Annotated in this window: 16 protein-coding genes and 1 pseudogene; 7 read left to right on the top strand and 10 right to left on the bottom strand. The window is 58.3% G+C overall.

Going from position 1 to position 15,812, the window contains the following annotated elements; all coding sequences use genetic code 11:
• Positions 1–52: 52 nt before the first annotated feature.
• The 4 genes from NAP1_RS03220 to NAP1_RS03210 form a co-directional block, all read right to left on the bottom strand.
• Complete coding sequence (locus tag NAP1_RS03220; protein ID WP_007163792.1) at positions 53–1,231, bottom strand: site-specific integrase; 1,179 nt, start codon at positions 1,229–1,231, stop codon at positions 53–55.
• Positions 1,228–2,220: a site-specific integrase gene (locus tag NAP1_RS03215; RefSeq protein WP_007163791.1), complete on the bottom strand. Its 993-nt coding sequence runs from the start codon at positions 2,218–2,220 to the stop codon at positions 1,228–1,230. The genes NAP1_RS03220 and NAP1_RS03215 overlap by 4 nt, the downstream gene beginning before the upstream one ends.
• 601 nt (positions 2,221–2,821) lie before the next feature.
• Positions 2,822–3,043, bottom strand: coding sequence for a hypothetical protein (locus tag NAP1_RS16250; protein WP_007163790.1), 222 nt, complete (start codon positions 3,041–3,043; stop codon positions 2,822–2,824).
• A gap of 311 nt (positions 3,044–3,354) precedes the next feature.
• Entirely contained in the window at positions 3,355–3,753 is a 399-nt protein-coding gene (locus tag NAP1_RS03210) for a single-stranded DNA-binding protein (RefSeq protein WP_007163789.1), read from the bottom strand.
• Positions 3,754–4,290: 537 nt separating this feature from the next.
• On the opposite strand from NAP1_RS03210, the pseudogene NAP1_RS16415 reads away from it, so the two are divergent.
• A pseudogene (locus NAP1_RS16415) lies at positions 4,291–4,923 on the top strand (tyrosine-type recombinase/integrase).
• Positions 4,924–5,042: 119 nt separating this feature from the next.
• Here NAP1_RS16415 and NAP1_RS03200 read toward each other — a convergent pair.
• The 4 genes from NAP1_RS03200 to NAP1_RS03185 all read right to left on the bottom strand — a co-directional run bounded on the left by NAP1_RS03200 (position 5,043) and on the right by NAP1_RS03185 (position 10,531).
• Entirely contained in the window at positions 5,043–8,147 is a 3,105-nt protein-coding gene (locus NAP1_RS03200) for an efflux RND transporter permease subunit (protein ID WP_007163786.1), read from the bottom strand.
• Positions 8,137–9,123, bottom strand: a complete 987-nt coding sequence (locus tag NAP1_RS03195) for an efflux RND transporter periplasmic adaptor subunit (protein ID WP_162013457.1) — start codon at positions 9,121–9,123, stop codon at positions 8,137–8,139. Before NAP1_RS03195 ends, NAP1_RS03200 begins: the two co-directional genes overlap by 11 nt.
• Before the next feature lie 110 nt (positions 9,124–9,233).
• The gene (locus tag NAP1_RS03190; protein WP_007163784.1) at positions 9,234–9,647 is read right to left on the bottom strand and encodes a hotdog fold thioesterase; all 414 of its coding nucleotides are present in this window, start codon (positions 9,645–9,647) and stop codon (positions 9,234–9,236) included.
• Positions 9,644–10,531: an alpha/beta fold hydrolase gene (locus NAP1_RS03185; RefSeq protein ID WP_007163783.1), complete on the bottom strand. Its 888-nt coding sequence runs from the start codon at positions 10,529–10,531 to the stop codon at positions 9,644–9,646. The genes NAP1_RS03190 and NAP1_RS03185 overlap by 4 nt, the downstream gene beginning before the upstream one ends.
• A 77-nt stretch (positions 10,532–10,608) precedes the next feature.
• Here NAP1_RS03185 and NAP1_RS03180 point away from each other — a divergent pair, with 77 nt between their 5' ends.
• On the top strand, positions 10,609–11,082 hold the full coding sequence (locus NAP1_RS03180; protein ID WP_007163782.1) for a MarR family winged helix-turn-helix transcriptional regulator: 474 nt from the start codon (positions 10,609–10,611) through the stop codon (positions 11,080–11,082).
• Positions 11,083–11,278: 196 nt separating this feature from the next.
• Here NAP1_RS03180 and NAP1_RS03175 read toward each other — a convergent pair whose 3' ends face one another.
• Positions 11,279–11,611, bottom strand: a complete 333-nt coding sequence (locus tag NAP1_RS03175; RefSeq protein WP_007163781.1) for a metalloregulator ArsR/SmtB family transcription factor — start codon at positions 11,609–11,611, stop codon at positions 11,279–11,281.
• Positions 11,608–12,267 carry a peroxiredoxin gene (locus tag NAP1_RS03170; RefSeq protein ID WP_007163780.1) on the bottom strand — a complete coding sequence of 220 codons (660 nt, stop codon included), beginning with the start codon at positions 12,265–12,267 and terminating at the stop codon, positions 11,608–11,610. Before NAP1_RS03170 ends, NAP1_RS03175 begins: the two co-directional genes overlap by 4 nt.
• Before the next feature lie 74 nt (positions 12,268–12,341).
• Between NAP1_RS03170 and NAP1_RS03165 the strand changes: the two genes are divergently transcribed.
• The 5 genes from NAP1_RS03165 to NAP1_RS03145 are packed head-to-tail and all read left to right on the top strand — an operon-like array spanning position 12,342 to position 15,789.
• Positions 12,342–13,274 carry an MBL fold metallo-hydrolase gene (locus tag NAP1_RS03165; protein ID WP_007163779.1) on the top strand — a complete coding sequence of 311 codons (933 nt, stop codon included), beginning with the start codon at positions 12,342–12,344 and terminating at the stop codon, positions 13,272–13,274.
• Entirely contained in the window at positions 13,271–13,720 is a 450-nt protein-coding gene (locus NAP1_RS03160) for a YeeE/YedE family protein (RefSeq protein ID WP_007163778.1), read from the top strand. Before NAP1_RS03165 ends, NAP1_RS03160 begins: the two co-directional genes overlap by 4 nt.
• Positions 13,717–14,136 carry a DUF6691 family protein gene (locus tag NAP1_RS16410; RefSeq protein WP_007163777.1) on the top strand — a complete coding sequence of 140 codons (420 nt, stop codon included), beginning with the start codon at positions 13,717–13,719 and terminating at the stop codon, positions 14,134–14,136. Before NAP1_RS03160 ends, NAP1_RS16410 begins: the two co-directional genes overlap by 4 nt.
• Positions 14,136–14,546 carry a TIGR01244 family sulfur transferase gene (locus NAP1_RS16625; RefSeq protein WP_007163776.1) on the top strand — a complete coding sequence of 137 codons (411 nt, stop codon included), beginning with the start codon at positions 14,136–14,138 and terminating at the stop codon, positions 14,544–14,546. The genes NAP1_RS16410 and NAP1_RS16625 overlap by 1 nt, the downstream gene beginning before the upstream one ends.
• A 19-nt stretch (positions 14,547–14,565) precedes the next feature.
• Positions 14,566–15,789 (top strand): FAD/NAD(P)-binding oxidoreductase, encoded by a 1,224-nt coding sequence (locus NAP1_RS03145; RefSeq protein WP_040464203.1) that lies wholly within the window; start codon positions 14,566–14,568, stop codon positions 15,787–15,789.
• The last annotated feature ends 23 nt before the right edge of the window (positions 15,790–15,812 follow it).

Genomic DNA, 15,812 nt, shown 5'->3' with positions numbered 1-15,812 from the left:
ATTCGAGTTTATCCACACGGTCGCTGCTTGCACGGTTGCTCTTGAGAAGTTGTCATTGTCGAGATTGAGGTTGGAAAGCAATCTTTCGGCCAATCTCACTTCCGATCAGGTCTGACATCAAAAGTAGATGCCCGTCATCCAAATGAGCGTAACGTGCGGTTGTTGAAGAGTTGTTGTGGCCCAGCAAGCGCCCAATCATGGGCAGTGTCTCGGATGAACGAGCAGCGAGGCTCGCAAAGTTGTGCCGCAGATCGTGCAATCTAACGTCCTCGATGCCCGCTTCGACCCTCAACATGCGCCAGAACCATTCGATTGCAGAGACGGGCAGCACATCGAACTGGAAGACGCACTCATGGGGCCTTTTGCGCGGCAAGCGATCAATGACTGCCCTCGCCTCTTTGCCAAGCCATACGACACGTGGTCCAGTTTTGGAATCGGTCAGCTTGAGCTTACGCCCCTGAACCTCGCCCCAAGTGAGATTGAGAATTTCGCCGCGCCGACATCCGGTCAAAGCGAGAAGCGAAATGACCGCAACCTCGTTCGGTTTGGCAGCGCGATGGCGCGCAAGCGCGTATCCGAGACGGGCCATTTCGTTTTCGCTCAGGAAGCGTTCGATCTTGCGCCCTCTGTTGCGCTTCACGCCACGAAAGGGATTGGAGTGCTCTGGGAGATAGCCCCATGCCTCCGCCTTGCCGAACATGGCTTTCAGGATTTCCATAGCGCGGTTTGCAGCGCCCGGCCCTGCCGAGCGCGTTAGCGACGCATGCCAGCGCACAGCATCAGCATGGCCAATCTCGTCGATAAACTTTCCGGCGAACGCATGTTCCAAGTGCGTTCGCCGGTAGATGTCGTGAATCTCAAGCGTGGATGGCTTCCAGGTTGGAGCCGCCACCTCCCAATAATGCCGAAGAAACGACACATATGTCGGCGTCTTCTTCCCGCGTTGCTTCTCTTCCGCAGGATTCTGTCCCAGTTCGATCCTCAAGATGAGGCGGCGTGCAACATCCTTGGCGATCCGCTCGGTCAAAATGGCAGCATCGCCGATTGTAATGAGTCGTTGCTTGCCGCCCATCGTTCGCTGCAGGACGAAACTCTTCTTGCCGGACGGATGGATACGCTCGCCAAAACCAGGAAGGACGTAGTCAAATTTCGTACGACGCTTTCCAGCATCGCCCGGAACGATCCGCGCCAGCTCCTCGGCAAGGATGCGCTGGAGGTCATAGCTGGTCATGCGGTCATCCGCATTGAGTTTGCGAGGCTGGAACAGATGCGGTCAGCGCTTTCCGAAATCACCTCATCGGCTAGGTGGGCATATCGGGCTGTCGTTTCAGGAAGCGCATGGCCGAGCAGCTTGCCAATGGTCGCAAGCGGAATGCCTTTCGCGATAGCCACCGAGGCGAAGCTGTGCCGCAAGTCGTGCAGGCGCACATCGGGCAAAGCTGCCTTGCGCCTGATCTTCTCCCAGTGCTGGCCCAGGTTGATCGGTACCTCACGATACATTGCCGGGAACACGAGCTGATCGTCTCCGCGCCGTTGCAGCGCATCGAGCACAGCGATTGCCTGCGGGTTGAGGTAGATTGTCTTCGGCCCCGTCTTGCTGTCAGGCAATGCGAGGCGCGAAGGCTGGACGTAGCGCCAGCGCAACGTCGCAATCTCTGAAACTCGCGCGCCTGTATAGATCAGCATCCGGAGAGCTGGGACGACGAACTCATTGGCACCGTCGTGCTCTGCCAGCACCTTACCGAGCCTTCGATATTCATCGGCTGAGAGATAGCGTTCCGGCAGGTCCCGCTTGAAGCGAGAAACGCCGCGACACGGGTTGGTGTTCTTCTCGCGATAGCCGAGCTTTTCGGCATATTGCATCATAACCGACATGACCGGGATGCTGCGATTGAATGCACCTCCCACGTCAGCCATGCTGTCTCGCCAACGATTGATGTCAGCGCGTTCAATCGCATCAACACAAAGCGTCCCAAACCGTGGGATCAACCGCTTGTCGATGTAAGCCCGCGATGCAGCGCGCGTTGAAGGTTTCCAGTGCGGCGAATAGTCGAGCCAGAATTCCTCAGCGTATTCTGCAAATAGTGGAGCCTTAAGCCTCTCTGGAGCGGTGGGAAGATCGGCAAGCGTTGCCTTGATGAGCAATCTGCGCGCGGCAGCGCGCGCGGCGGGTGCGCCCAGCGCTCCTGCCGCCACTCCCGCGATTCCAAGCGTCACCATCCGCTGCACGCCTCTTGGCCTGTGCTTCACAATCCAGGTGAGGTGTCCGGACTTGCGCTTGCGAAGCCCGAAGCCGGGAAGCTCTGTATCCCAAGTAATGCCGAGTAGAAGCGACTTTCGCCGTGCAACAAAGCCGGTCAATTTGAGGCGGTGGGAAGTCCGGCGACGGGATACTCCTGTGCCTTGGCTACCACCTGATTGCTCGGCCTTTAGGACAAGGGATGCTTCTGTTTCTTCGCGCTTTTTTGCCATCCCATGCAGCTACCGCTGCGTACGGTGTGCACGAAGTTGTTCCCCATATGTGCATGGTCTGATCCAACACTACCTAGACTGTTTAGTTACGGCAAAGGCACTGGTTTCACGCGGATTTCCTAGCCCAAACCGGGCTTGAGGGGAAGATGCGAGAACGCGAGTTTGTTCTCCCTGGGGACCACTTTGGTAACAAATAGCCATTTCCTAAAGCCAAACTGCGCACGACTGCCGTCATCCAATACCTCCCAAAACAGAGTACTGTTCTGCCGACCTAGTCGGGCATCGATCTTGACTTTGCGAACAAGAAAAAAGGCAGGAACCGCAACCGGTCCCTGCCTCGCAAGTGCGGTCAGTATTCGTCTGACATTGCTCCGTGGATCGTATGTACGACGCGCGCTGCAAGGTTCGCCGGAAGTGCATTGTAGTCGCCCTCGTCCAGGGCAAAATATCCAAGTTTCCGGTCCTCAACAATATGCTGATCGAAGAAGCTGTGTAGCGCCCGGCGCTCTGCCACAGCTAGTGCATTAAAGTAGCGTTCCGAAGTCGAAGTGCATTCAAATTGCGTAGCCATTGTATCCTCCTGAAGTCTGCCGTTGACGGCAGGAGCAGGACGGATGGGTGTGCGGTCGGCGGGTCAGGGATCGCCCAAAAAGGGCGACCGCGAAGCGGCGGTAGGGGTAACGATTTTGTCGGACCGTAGCGTAGCGAATGGGAGACAAAATGGGGGGACCCTGCCGTCCTTGACGCGCCGATTGCATACCCATCAGAATGGGACAACCGTGAGCCAGGCCCCCTCCCCCGCCAGAGAATTTGAACAACGCAAGAAGGGGCGCTGTCCGGTCTGGACAGCGCCACTCTGATGAGGATCGATTATGGTGGATGTCAGTCGATCTCGGGAGCGTCGGTGTTGTCGTTGTCGTCGCTTGAACCACTACCGCGAGAGAGGAAGTCGACCTTGTCGGCAAGGATCTCGGTGCCGTAGCGCGTGACCCCGTCCTTGTTTTCCCACTGGGTGTAGTGGATGCGGCCCTGGACGGAAACCAGCTGGCCCTTGGTGCAGTACTGGCCGACGGTCTTGGCGAGGCCGTTGAAGCAGGTCACCCGGTGGAACTCGCTTTCCTTGGCGGTGTAGCCGTTCTCGTCCTTGTAGGTCTTGCCATCCTTGTCTCGTGCGGGACGATCGGTGACGACGGTGATCCCGGTGACATTGGTGCCGCCCTTGGTCTCGCGGGTTTCCGGATCGCGGGCGATGCGGCCAGTGAGGATTGCGATATTGGTCATGGTTGTATTCCTTCAGTTCCTGAAACCGGAGACCATCTCCGGCTTGCGAACATCTGAAAGAAGCAGGGCATGGGAGGACTGCACCGCAGGAGCGAAGCTCCAAGGGAAACCGGTTCATGACGGGTGGTGCGGGCAGGCAGCGCAGCTGCCAACACGGCCGGCAAAGGAACGGGTTGCAGCTCCTCAGCTGACCTGGTTCAGGACTGTTCGCGAAGAAAGCCGGATGGGTATCGGGTGTGGGTCTGAAGGTTGACGTGATCCCGCTGCAATCAGCCTACCCCGTCGCCTTCCGCTGCCGCCAGGAGATCCATGAAATTGCGAGCTGCTTCCCGGTCTTCCTCGCTCTTGAACGCCACATCGAGATCGGGGGCGGACCCGAACATGTGCAGGAACGACCACAGTGCAAAGCGCTTGCCCCGGTCCTGCTCGAGGCCCGCAAGCGTCAGCTTAGCGCCCCAATGTCGGACGTAGCCATCCGAGATCTTAGCTCCCGAAAGCGGACATTCTCTGCGGCCATTCCGGCCAAGGAGAATGACAATGACCTATTCACAATTTGATCCTGCTTCTCAAAACCGAGTGCCTTGGAACTTCGGTGCTAAGATCGGTCCCAAGCGTCCATTCAATCAAAAGCAGATTTGGGCGATCCGTTTCTTTCTTGATCGCGAGGAGCGCATAAGAGACCGCGCTCTGTTTGACTTGGCGATCGATAGCAAACTGCGAGGCTGTGATCTCGTCGAGCTCAAAATCGGCGACCTAGTCAGCGGCCCGGAAATCCGGACGCGAGCAACAATCACGCAGCGCAAAACAGGTCGACCTGTTCAGTTTGAGATCGCATCAGATGCGCGTGCAAGCCTGTTTGCGTGACTCGAGCTCAGATGTGGTGACGTGGAGGACTTCGTCTTCCCGAGCAGAGTTGATCAAACACGCCACTTGAGCACGCGACAGTACGCGCGGCTTGTTGATGAGTGGGTGACGGCTATTGGCTTGCGTCCTGAGGAATACGGCACCCACTCACTGCGCCGGACCAAAGCTTCAATCATATACAAAGCCACAGGCAACATACGTGCAATCCAGATACTGCTCGGTCATTCCAAGATCGAGAACACCGTGCGGTATCTTGGTGTCGACATTGAAGATGCTCTTACTCTCGCTGAGAAAACTGAGATCTGACTGGAGTTGGGCGCTGATCTCAAATGGCCCAGCGTCCGCTTCTGGAGGTGAATGCGGACAATGCTTGTTCTACCCTGCGCCGATCACAAAACCGGTAACGGTTGAGCCAACGCTTCGACCTAGGACGGTCCATGCAAGAGCGAGGATCGAAAGTTGCTCACGAGCTTCCGCAAATCCGAGGCTGCCGCATAAGCTGCGGGTATCACCAACAATGTCAGGAAGGTAGATGTCGTGAGACCGCCGATAATGATGAATCCCATGGGGTTTCTCCATTCCGCAGCGTCTGACTGTGCCAATGCGACGGGCATCATTCCGAAAACGGCAGCCAGCGCGGTCATGAGGACTGGTCGCAGCCGTTCCGGCGCGGCATCGCGCATAGCCGCAGCAGCATCTTTGCCAGCATCGCGGAACTGGTTGGCGCGATCGACAAGCAGGATGCCGTTTTTCATCACGATACCCATAAGCGCAATCATGCCGATTTGCGCAAACAAGCTCATTTCCTGACCTGCTGCCCACATGAGAAAATACGCGCCCGAGAAGGACAGCGGCGCGGTGAGCATGATGATGATCGGTTGCCCGAAGCTGTTAAACTGGCTTGCGAGGACAATGTAGAGTGCGACAATCGCTAAGATGAAGGCAAAGATAATGGCCTCGCTCGTTTCAGCGAGGCGGCGCGCTGTGCCTTCCATTTGGGTAGACAGTCCAGCTGGCGGTGGGTTGGCGGCAAGCAAGCCCTCTAAATCCGAGACGGCCACGCTCAACGGAACACCCGGCGCGGTATTGGCGAGCACCGAAATCTGGCGCGATCGATCAATGCGTTCGATTTCTGCGGCGTTCAGCGTGACATCAATGTCGGCAATTGCTGCCAAATCGACCAGACTGCCCTGCGCTGTCCTGAGGGGCAGCGCCTCTATGTCGCTCAATCGCTGTCGCTCGCTTTCCTCCAACCGGACCCGAACGTCGTAGCGGCGTCCACCCGTCTCGAACGTCCCGGCATCGCTCCCGCCTACGAGTGTCCGCGAAGCTGCCGCAAGGTCGCGCGCAGAAATACCGAGATCCGCCGCCCGATCACGGTCGAGCGCGATCTGCAACTCAGGTCTGCCACCCTCGTATGTGGAGCGCACGTCTACGAAATCAGATCGCGCCGACAGCTCGCTTTCGAGCCATTGCGCGTAGCGATTGATTGTGGCGGTATCCGGCCCTGTGATGATCAGCTCTATCGCGGTCTGTCCGACCCCGGCACCGGAAACCCACGGGACTTCCTCCACCGCGACTTGGCGTGCCTTCGGGACTCCGTCGAGTGCTGCCTGGCGTGCGAAGGTCATTATATCGTCTTGCGTCACGTCGCGTGACCGTTTGTGCGAAAGGCCGACATAGATATCGAGCTCGTTGATCTTTGGATTGGTCCCGCTGCCCGCACTGACAAAAACGAGTTCGACTTCGGGATTTTCGCGCAGAGCGGCATCCACCTGCTGCGCTGCATCCTTTGCCCCGGCTATCCCTGTGCCGAGCGGTAGCTTGATCGTGACGAGAAATTCCGAGCGGTCCGTAGTGGACATGAATGTGCTGGGCACGAGCGCCGCAAAACCCCCCCCCACGAATACGCTGGCAAGGGCGCCGCCTAGTACGACGTAGCGGCGGCGGATCGCCCAAGATACGAGCCTTTCGTAGCGTTGTCGCATCCCGACATGGAATCGCTCTATGCGTGCGAACCAGCCGCTCTCCTTTTCTTCGGGACGCAGCAACCGGGCCGAAAGCGCGGGTGTGAGCGTGAAGGCAACCAGCATCGAGACGCTGACGGAGAAGACGATTGCAAGACCGTATTGAAAGAAAAAGCGGCCAACTATTCCTTCCATAAACGCGATTGGCACGAACACTGCCAAAGTCGCAAAAGTTCCAGCCAGAACAGCCAACGCAACCCGCTTAGTGGCTGCGTGAGCCGCTCCAGTTGCGTCAGCACCTTCATCGACATCATTTTGAACTGCTTCGACGACGACGATCGCGTCATCGACCAGCAGGCCGATAGCGACCGTCAGCGCTAACAAAGTGACCATGTTGATCGTGAAATCGAACGCCGCAAAGGCAATGAAGCTTGCGACTATCGAAGTGGGGATCGCCAGCAATACTATGATCGTAGCGCGCCAACTGAGAAGGAAAAGGAATGTCACCGCGACCACCAGAACCACGGCAATTAACAGATCGAACAGCACGTCTCCGATGGCCTGTTCGATGAAGCGAGAAGTGTCGCGCGCGATGACGAAGGTGACGCTTTCTGGTGCCGAAGCTCGCAGCTCCTCAATGTCGGCGCGGATGTGTTCGGCGACGGCGACTGTGTTCTCACCGCTTTGCTTGCGGACTTCAAGAACAACGCCTGGTTCACCGTCGAGCTGAGCATAACTGGCCTCGTCTTCAATCGAGTCTTCTACCCGCCCGACGTCGCCGATCCGAACGGTTTGGCCATTGGGTCGATAGGCGATGGGTATGGCCGCGAATTCTGCCGCGCTCTCCGCTTCGGCGAGTATGCGGACACCGAATTGGCGCGCGCGCCCCTCGGTGACCAACCGACCACCCGGCAGTTCGGAGTTCTCGCGCTGAATTGCGCCGAGTACGTCGTCCGCAGTCACTCCGCGAGCGCGCATCGCGGCTGCATCGAGCCAGATACGCATTTCCCGCTTGCGTCCGCCGACCAGCTCGACTGAACCGACGCCGGGGACGCGCTGTAAACGCTCCTTGACCTCCTCGTCTGCGAAAGCGGTCAAGTCACGAGCGGGCATGTCCCCCGACATGAGAACCGAGAGAATAGGCGCGGCATCGGGATCGACCTTTTCGATGACCGGTGATTCGGAATCGGCAGGCAGATCGGCTCCAAGCCGCGACATTTTGTCGCGCACCTCCTGCGCTTTCACATCGGCATCTTCCTCGAGTTCGAATTCGAGATTGACGATGCTCACACCCTCCGCACTGGTCGACCGCATCTGACGCAATCCCGCAATGGTATTGAGCTGTTCCTCGACAATGTCGGTAACTTCGGTCTCCACGGTTCCGGGCGAGGCGCCAGGAAGCGCCGTCGTTACTGAAACGTATGGAAACTCCACCTTTGGGAAAAGGTCGACGCCGAGCCGATTGAACGAAACAAGTCCCAGCACCACGAGCGAGGCGATCAGCATCGTAGCGAAGACGGGGCGCCGGATCGATACGTCAGCGAGCCACATATCAGTCTGCATCGCTCATTTGGCGGGACTCTACTGGTTCACCGTCACGCAAAGTCGAAGGCGGATCGAGGATCAATTCATCCCCTGCGGCCAAGCCTGAAAGAATGCGCACCCGATCAAGATCGATGCTCTCGAAAGTAACTTCGCGCCCATGTGCCTTCCCGTTTTCAACAATGAAAACGTGCGCGGCAGCACTATCGCCACGGATTGCGGTTCGAGGGAGGATTATCGCCGAAACGGGTGGGACGTTGATTTCAGCGCGAGCCCCCAAACCTGAGCTGATGCGATAATTTGGATTGGCAATCGGCAGCCGCAATTCGACCATCCGGCTCTCAGGGTCGACCCGGTCGTTGATAATATAGACTATGCTATCAATCGGCTCGTCGAACCCTTCGATGTAGACGCGAGCGGGCATATTTCGCCGAAAGGCGTCAACATATTCCTGTGGCGCGTTCACGATGGCGGCGACCGTTCCGAGCTCCTGCAATTGGAGCGCTGCTGATTGACCGCCCATCGAAAAGCGGTTGTTGAGGTAGACCCCTTCATCGACCAACCGAGCGGTAACAACGCCATCGTAAGGCGCTCGCGTGATGGTATCAGATAACGCTTGCTGCGCGGTGCCGAACACTGCCTGAGCCTGCGTTTTTTGCGCTCGTGCAACGGCAAGTTCCGTTTCGACCGCATCGACCTGCGCGTTTGATACAAAACCCTTAGGTGCAAGCGCAATAACGCGCTCGTAGCGCCGTTCTGCCTCGATCGCTCGGGCGCTAGCTAGATCGACGGCGGCCTGCGCTTCGGCGACGCGCCGCTGGTAATCAGCCTGACGGATACGAAAGAGTGGTTGGCCCCGCGATACCCTGTCGCCGACCTTTACGAAAATGCGCTCAACCGGCCCCTCTGCGAGCGCTCCGATCGAACTGCTTTGCTTGGCTGCAATGGTGCCGAATGCTTTTACTGGTTCTGCGAGCAATTCGAGTTCGACGACCATTGTCTGAACTTTGCGCGGACCTGACTGCGCGTCTTGCCCCGCCTCGCTTCCGTCCACGCCACCTGAGCATGCAGCAAGAGCCAAACAGAAAGCCGTTAGGGTGGCGCGCGCTAACATATGTAGGCACTCCTGCCGCTGGCGATCAGTTTGCCGTCCGGTCCAACTATCCGGCTTTCGGCAACCGAGATTTGCCTTCCGACCTTGACCACCTGACCCGTCACAATGAGGGGCCCAGAAGTCGCCGGGCGATGATAATCAACGCGCAGGTCGGCTGTCACCTTCGCTGTCACACCTTGCGACAGCAATGTGTAGAGCCCTGTGAGGTCAATCAGCGATGCCAGCACGCCGCCATGAGCTGAACCGATCATCGGGTTCGAGATAATCTCTTCGCGCCACGGCATTTCGAGCTCAATCTGCTCGCTAGAATACGATTTTACCGTCAGACCGAGCCATTGATGAAACGGAGCAATCCGCAACAGCTCATCAAGACGTTCGCAATCGATTGGACCGTGCTCCTTGCTCATGCTGTAGTTCCTTGGGGAGAGTGATGGCGGGTCAGAAAATCGAGGATCGCTTCCGAAAAGGCGTCGTTGGCGTCTCCCACCACCATATGCGTGGCATCTGCGATGTCGGAATATTCGGTGTTCGGGACCAGGTCGCGCAAATGCGCCACCGCCTCTTCGGAAACCAGATCGCTCGATCCGCCGCGAATGAGATGCACTGGTAACGAAAGCCGACTGGCCGCATCGCTCAGCGCATCGAATTGCCGATCCTGATGAGCCGGATCGCTTCGCTTCGTGGTCATGATGTTACGGATAAAGGCCGGGTCCCAGTGCCAGTAGTAGCGGCCATCATCCTTTTTGCGCAGGTAGCGCCGCAGTCCCTCTCCAGCCCCGCGCTTGCGGCGATGCGGCATGTACCTCGCGATGATTCCCGCCGCTTCTTCAGGTGAAGAAAAGCCGGTATCGACATGCTGTTCCATGAAACCGACCACACGCATCACGCCGCCCGGCTCCATGCGCGGGGCAATGTCTACAAGGGTCAGGGAAGCGAAAGTGTCTGGCGCGAGATAACCCTCGGCGATGATCCCGGCCAGTCCCCCCAGCGAAGCACCAACGAGTGCTGGTTTGCATTCCATGCCTGATGCAATCGCTACAAGATCGGAAGCGAAGTCGCGAATATCGTATGCTCCGCTCGCAGCCCAATCGCTCTCGCCATGACCGCGCATATCAATCGCAATTGTGCGGTAGCCAGCTTCGGCCAAATCACCTGTTACGCGCTTCCACGCACGGCGCGTCTGCCCGCCGCCATGTGCGAGCAGGACGGGCATGGCGTTGTCGCCACCAATCACTTCTGCGGCAAGGGAGAGTCCTCCCGCTCCATGAATTTTGGTGGTCAAAATCTCCATATCGCAAGCCACTATATTGTAAATTGATTTACAGTAAATGACTTTATCTAAGTCGATGCTGTGTTAAGGTGCCTTGCATGGCAACAAAGCTCGACCACGATCCCGATGAAAAAGCGGCGCCATTCCTGACCGATCAAGACCGGTTGGTTTTTCTGTTGGAAGAGCTTACGCGACGATTGCGCCGTACCTTCGATTCCTCACTCGAGCAGTTTGGACTCACCCGCACCCAGTGGCGTGCGTTAGCCTATCTCTACCGGACACCCGGCATGACCCAGACCGAATTGGCCGGTCAATTGGAGCTGGAGCGGGCAAGCATCGGGCAAGCGATCGACCGGCTAGAAGAATTGGGCTTGGTCGAACGGCGCAGCGCCAAAAACGACCGCCGTGTGTGGCAGGTGCACCTGCGATCCGCTGCAATCGACTTGCTTCCGAAAATGCGAGTCGAAGCGGATCAGGTCTATGCGCGCCTGCTCACAGGAATAAAGGACGAGGACTTGGAGGCATTCAAGTCTACTTTGGCCGCAATGCAGCGCAGTTTGGGCGATGCCTAAAGGGCCCAGCGGTCGCCGCGAGAGAAGGTAACTTTACTAGCTGTAGTCGACGCCAACGCCGAAGAATGGCGGTAATTCCAATTACCCATCTATATCCGCAATTGGGTCGGAGGCGGAAGGTCCGCTTTTTGCGAAACCAGCGCCGAAAGCCGACCGTCAACTAACGGCCCAATTCGCGAAACGGCTAACCTTTGCTTTAAGAAAGCCGAGCGAAGTTGGCTACTCCAGGTGACGGTGTACGCGCTGGGGCGGTCATTCCGCTTCGCTGTACCAGACCGCCTACAACTTCCGCCAAGTCAGCGAGTTTTTCCTCTCCGAGACGATAGTAGACAAGCTTGGCTTCCTTGCGGGTCTCGACAAGTCCCGCTTTTCGCAGAACACCCAGTTGTTGGGAAAGAGCGGGCTGGCCAATCTTGGCTGCATCCTCGATCTCGCCGACATTCCGCTCACCTTCCCGCAACACCTCGAGAATGCGGAACCGCAGGGGGTGTGCAAGCGCCTTGAGTTCTTCGATCGAACTGTCGCTCATTTGCTCTTTCCTTTTGGCATCTCGCGAAGAAACCACGTCGTCTCTTCCGTGGCCCGGTAGACTTCATCGAGGTCCTGCGTCGGCGATTGGAGAAGCGCATCGCCTGCTTGCCAGTTCGCGGGTGCGAGGCCGTCCTGTGCGTCGATGGCCTGAAGTGCATCAAGCGTGCGCAACATCTCGGGGATCGAACGCCCGACGTTGGCCGGGTAGCACGTCATCGCTCGAATGATCCCCTCAGGATCAATGAAGAAGGTCGTGCGAACCGTCGCGCTGTCATTGTCGCTCGGCGCGACCATCCCGAATGCGCGGCCGATGACCAATGTCGGGTCCTCAACGATCGGGAAGCGCACTTCGATGTCGAAACGCTCCTTGATCATGCGCAACCAGGCAAAGTGGGAGAAAAGGCTATCGACCGACAAAGCCATGAGCTGACACTTGCGCTTTTCGAAGGCCTTGGCCTCTTTCGCCAGTTCGACGAACTCGGTCGTGCAAACCGGCGTGAAGTCGGCGGGGTGTGAAAAAAGGATCAGCCATCGTCCCCGATAGGTGGATAGCTTGACGGGCCCGATAGTGCTCCGCGCCTCGAAGTCGGGCGGCGCGTCCCCAATACGCAGGCCTGCACAGGGTGCGGCCGAGTGATGCTGTTCTGTGTCCATCCGCCACTTATAGCGCTTGACTCCGGGAAAGCAATACATATACACGATTTATGTAAATGATTTGGAGTTATACCATGAGTCGCGATGATCAGGCCTTGCAGGCTGCCGCCGAACAGATTGTGCGGGCGCAAGGGGACAAGGCGCTGCGCCCTTCTATTGCGGGGTTCTTCGACGAAGCTACCAACACAGTCAGCTATGTGGTCCATGATCCTGCCACATCCGAGGCGGCGATTATTGATTCGGTGCTCGATTACGAGGCGGCTTCCGGTCGAACCTCGAATAGCTCTGCAGACCTGATTATCGAATACGTGAATTCGCATAATCTGAAAGTGACTTGGCATATCGAGACTCACGCACATGCCGATCACATCTCCGCGGCCCCTTACCTTCAAGAGAAGCTCGGAGGTAAACTCGCCATCGGAAAAGAGATAATCCGCGTCCAGGAAGTTTTCGGGAAGCTTTTCAACGCTGGCACCGATTTCGAGCGGGACGGCTCTCAGTTCGATCACCTCTTTGTCGATGGTGAGACGTTCAGGCTTGGAGAGATCGAAGGGATTGCCCTTCATGTTCCCGGTCACACTCCGGCAGACATGGCCTTCATTATCGGTGACGCGGCGTTTGTTGGCGACACGATCTTTATGCCGGACTTCGGGACGGCCCGCGCGGACTTCCCCGGCGGCGATGCGCGTCAGCTGTTCCAGTCGATCCGCCGTCTGCTTTCGCTTCCCGACGAAACCAGGTTGTTCCTGTGCCACGACTACAAGGCCCCGGGCCGGGATGAATACGCTTGGGAAACCACCGTTGAGCAGCAACGGACGGGCAATGTGCACGTCAAGGACGGAGTGACCGAAGACGAGTTCGTCGAGATGCGCACATCGCGCGACAAGACGCTGGCCATGCCTAACCTCATCATGCCCTCGGTGCAGGTAAACATCCGCGGTGGGCGCTTGCCTGATCCCGAGGATAACGGCGTCAGCTACATCAAGATTCCGGTGAACGCGGTATGACGCTCCCCGGATTTCCGGACGCCGCGCCACTGGCGGGCCTTGCAGGAGGCGTTCTCATCGGATTGGCGGCCGCTTTGATGCTGCTTGGGATCGGTCGGATTGCTGGCGTTTCTGGAATAGCTGCACGCGCAACCGGTATTGCCGATAGCAGCTTGCCGCGCATCTCGGCTTGGGCATTTGTCATCGGGCTCCCTGTGGGTGCCCTGGTCGTGTTGCTCGCGAACGGTGGGCTGCCAGCGAACTTCGCATCGCCAGTCTATCTCGCGATAGCCGGCCTCATCGTAGGCATCGGAACGCGGTTGGGGAGCGGCTGCACCAGCGGGCATGGTGTCTGCGGAATGAGCCGCTTTTCGCAGCGCTCGATCGTTGCAACGCTAACCTTCATGGTCACCGGGTTCGCAACGGTCGCGGTGATGAATGCGATGGGATTGGAGGTGCTCCCATGAGCGGGCGCATCGTTATTCCAGCTCTCTCCGGTTCGATATTCGGAGCGGGCCTCGCGCTTGGCGGAATGACCGACCCTGCACGCGTTCGGGGTTTTCTCGACATCTTTGGAGACTGGGATCCTACCCTGGCATTCGTCATGGGCGGGGCTGTTCTTGTGATGGTCGTCGCCTGGCAAATCCAGCCAAGGCTTACTCAACCCATGTTTGGTGGCGGCTTCAACCTGCCTGGAACTCAGGACCTGACGCCGCGCCTGATTGGCGGGTCGGCGCTGTTTGGAATTGGATGGGGCATTGCAGGCCTGTGTCCGGGTCCGGGCATTGCCGCACTTGTGATCGAGCCGGTGTCGGCCGCGATCTTTGTGGTCGCCATGCTGGCAGGCATGTTCCTCGTCCGCCTCTTCGAAGGGAATGCCTGATGGAAATCCGCGATGTAACCCCGAGCTTTGCGGTCGCGCCGCAGATTCAGCCTTCGGACGCGGCAGAATTGGCCGAGCGAGGTTTCGTAGCAGTCGTCTGCAACAGGCCGGATGGCGAAGAGGCGGGCCAGCCCGGCGTTGCCGCAATGCGCGAAGCAGCTGAAACCAATGGCCTCGCGTTCCATCATATCCCTGTAGCAGGCAGTCAATTCCCCGAAGGAGCGGTGGCTGCCTTCCGAGCCATCCGTCGCGGTACCGAGGGTCCGCTGCTGGCCTATTGCCGCACGGGTACGCGCTCAATCACGCTCGATACGCTCGCAAACCCGGATGCCATTGACCCGTCCGAACGCCTCATGCGCGCTGCCAATGCGGGCTACGATCTAACCAATCTGAGCAACAAGCTCATCTGAGAATTCCGGGAGAAAGAACATGTCTAATTCACACACGGTGGTGATTGTCGGCGGCGGTGCTGCCGGGATCGCTACTGCTTCTTCGCTTCTCAAGCGTCGCTCGGGCCTCGACATTGCGATCATCGATCCCGCCCATACGCATGCCTATCAACCGGGCTGGACGATGGTTGGCGGCGGCATATTCGAGCCCGAAGTCACGCGCCGGACCATGGCGAGCGTGATGCCGAAGGCGGTCACCTGGATCAAGCAGGCGGCGAAGTCCTTTCAGCCCGACAACAACGAAGTGACGCTCGAGGATGGCTCGACCGTCCGTTATGAGGCGCTCGTCGTCGCTCCCGGCATCCGCCTTGCCTGGGATAAGATCGATGGTCTGGAAGACGCGCTCGGCAAGAATGGTGTCACGTCCAACTATCGCTACGACCTTGCTCCTTACACCTGGGAGCTGGTTCAGAAACTCAAGAGCGGCCGCGCCATTTTCACGCAGCCTCCCATGCCGATCAAATGCGCAGGCGCGCCTCAAAAGGCGATGTATCTCTCCTGCGACCATTGGATGCGCGCTGGCGTGCTTGACGATATCGACGTCGAATTCTGCAATGCCGGAGGCGTGTTATTCGGCGTGGCCGATTACGTGCCTGCGCTGATGAGCTATATCGAGAAGTATGGCGTTCAGCTCGATCTCGGACACACGCTCGTGTCAGTCGATGGTCCCGCGCAGAAAGCCGTTTTCAAGACCGAAGACGGAGAGGTCACCCGCGAATTCGACATGTTGCACGTCGTACCGCCGCAAGTCGCGCCGCAATCCCTGGCCGACAGTCCGCTGGCTGCCGAAAGTGGTTTCACAGACGTCGACCAGCATACCTTGCGCCACAACCGATACGATAACGTGTTTGGGCTGGGCGATGCTGGCTCAATGCCCAATGCGAAAACTGCAGCGGCGGCGCGCAAACAAGCGCCCGTGGTGGCAGTAAACGTGCTGCAGCAGCTCGACGGTCATGGCCCGAAGGCAGGTTATGATGGCTACGGTTCGTGCCCTCTGACGGTTGAGCGCGGCAAGATCGTGCTCGCCGAGTTTGCCTATGGCGGCAAGCTCGCACCGAGTTTCCCGACTTGGTTGATCGACGGGACCAAGCCGCAGCGTTTGTCCTGGATGCTAAAGGCTGACGCGCTACCGTGGATCTACTGGAACGGGATGCTCAAGGGTCGCGAATGGCTGGCCGGTCCTGGCGGACTGATCGCCCAGTAGGGCGACGGATAAGGGGCCTTCAG

This window comes from Erythrobacter sp. NAP1, from assembly GCF_000152865.1.
In the GTDB taxonomy this organism is placed as follows: Bacteria; Pseudomonadota; Alphaproteobacteria; order Sphingomonadales; family Sphingomonadaceae; genus Erythrobacter.
The sequence above is the reverse complement of the archived record's forward strand: the minus strand, read 5'-3'. Positions and strand labels throughout refer to the sequence as shown.

Coding starts and splice junctions, on each gene's coding strand:
- NAP1_RS03165 (WP_007163779.1), top strand. CDS start 12,342: ATGAGTCGCGATGATCAGGCCTTGCAGGCTGCCGCCGAACAGATTGTG.
- NAP1_RS03170 (WP_007163780.1), bottom strand. CDS start 12,267: ATGGACACAGAACAGCATCACTCGGCCGCACCCTGTGCAGGCCTGCGT.
- NAP1_RS03215 (WP_007163791.1), bottom strand. CDS start 2,220: ATGGTGACGCTTGGAATCGCGGGAGTGGCGGCAGGAGCGCTGGGCGCA.
- NAP1_RS03185 (WP_007163783.1), bottom strand. CDS start 10,531: ATGGAGATTTTGACCACCAAAATTCATGGAGCGGGAGGACTCTCCCTT.
- NAP1_RS16250 (WP_007163790.1), bottom strand. CDS start 3,043: ATGGCTACGCAATTTGAATGCACTTCGACTTCGGAACGCTACTTTAAT.
- NAP1_RS03210 (WP_007163789.1), bottom strand. CDS start 3,753: ATGACCAATATCGCAATCCTCACTGGCCGCATCGCCCGCGATCCGGAA.
- NAP1_RS03145 (WP_040464203.1), top strand. CDS start 14,566: ATGTCTAATTCACACACGGTGGTGATTGTCGGCGGCGGTGCTGCCGGG.
- NAP1_RS03180 (WP_007163782.1), top strand. CDS start 10,609: ATGGCAACAAAGCTCGACCACGATCCCGATGAAAAAGCGGCGCCATTC.
- NAP1_RS03190 (WP_007163784.1), bottom strand. CDS start 9,647: ATGAGCAAGGAGCACGGTCCAATCGATTGCGAACGTCTTGATGAGCTG.
- NAP1_RS16625 (WP_007163776.1), top strand. CDS start 14,136: ATGGAAATCCGCGATGTAACCCCGAGCTTTGCGGTCGCGCCGCAGATT.
- NAP1_RS03220 (WP_007163792.1), bottom strand. CDS start 1,231: ATGACCAGCTATGACCTCCAGCGCATCCTTGCCGAGGAGCTGGCGCGG.
- NAP1_RS16410 (WP_007163777.1), top strand. CDS start 13,717: ATGAGCGGGCGCATCGTTATTCCAGCTCTCTCCGGTTCGATATTCGGA.
- NAP1_RS03175 (WP_007163781.1), bottom strand. CDS start 11,611: ATGAGCGACAGTTCGATCGAAGAACTCAAGGCGCTTGCACACCCCCTG.
- NAP1_RS03200 (WP_007163786.1), bottom strand. CDS start 8,147: ATGCAGACTGATATGTGGCTCGCTGACGTATCGATCCGGCGCCCCGTC.
- NAP1_RS03195 (WP_162013457.1), bottom strand. CDS start 9,123: ATGGTCGTCGAACTCGAATTGCTCGCAGAACCAGTAAAAGCATTCGGC.
- NAP1_RS03160 (WP_007163778.1), top strand. CDS start 13,271: ATGACGCTCCCCGGATTTCCGGACGCCGCGCCACTGGCGGGCCTTGCA.